The organism is Stenotrophomonas maltophilia group sp. RNC7 (genome assembly GCF_030910085.1).
In the GTDB taxonomy this organism is placed as follows: Bacteria; Pseudomonadota; Gammaproteobacteria; order Xanthomonadales; family Xanthomonadaceae; genus Stenotrophomonas; species Stenotrophomonas sepilia.
On sequence record NZ_JAVFVN010000854.1, the window covers coordinates 1 to 514 of the forward strand.

Annotated in this window: 1 pseudogene; it reads right to left on the reverse strand. The window is 66.0% G+C overall.

Annotated features, from left to right (window positions below):
• Positions 1-514, reverse strand: a pseudogene (locus RCF13_RS20270) (TonB-dependent siderophore receptor); the annotation flags it as partial.

Here is a 514-nt window from a genome sequence, read left to right on the forward strand (position 1 = left end):
CACCGCTGAAGCTGACCTGGTCGATGCGGTTGCGCTGGTAGTCCACGCCCACCAGGATGCGGTGGTGCCAATTGCCCAGACTCAGGTCGGTCTGGACCTGGTTGTCCACGTTGAAGCTGGCGATATGTTCGCGGCTGCCGAACGCCGAGCGCCGCAACACCTGGTAGTTGGCAGGATCCGTGACGTCGTCATTGACGCTGGCATAGCCGCTGGCTTGCACCGCCGAATAATCGAGGTCCAGGTGGCCGTAGCGCAGGTTCTGGCGCAGCGTCAGCGCATCGCTGACGCGGTGTTCCAATTCGTAGCCGGCCATCCACTGGGTCTGGTTGAAGTAGTCATAGCCGGGTTCGCCGACGAACAGCGATGCCGGGATGTGCGTGCCGGCCGGCGTCGGCACCAGCGAGCCTACGGCCGGGCGGGCCCGCGTGTAGGTGCCGCCGCGCTTGGTCGCGTACTGCGTCAGCAACGTCAGGGTGGTGTCCGTCGACGGCCGCCAGGTCAGCGATGGGGCCAG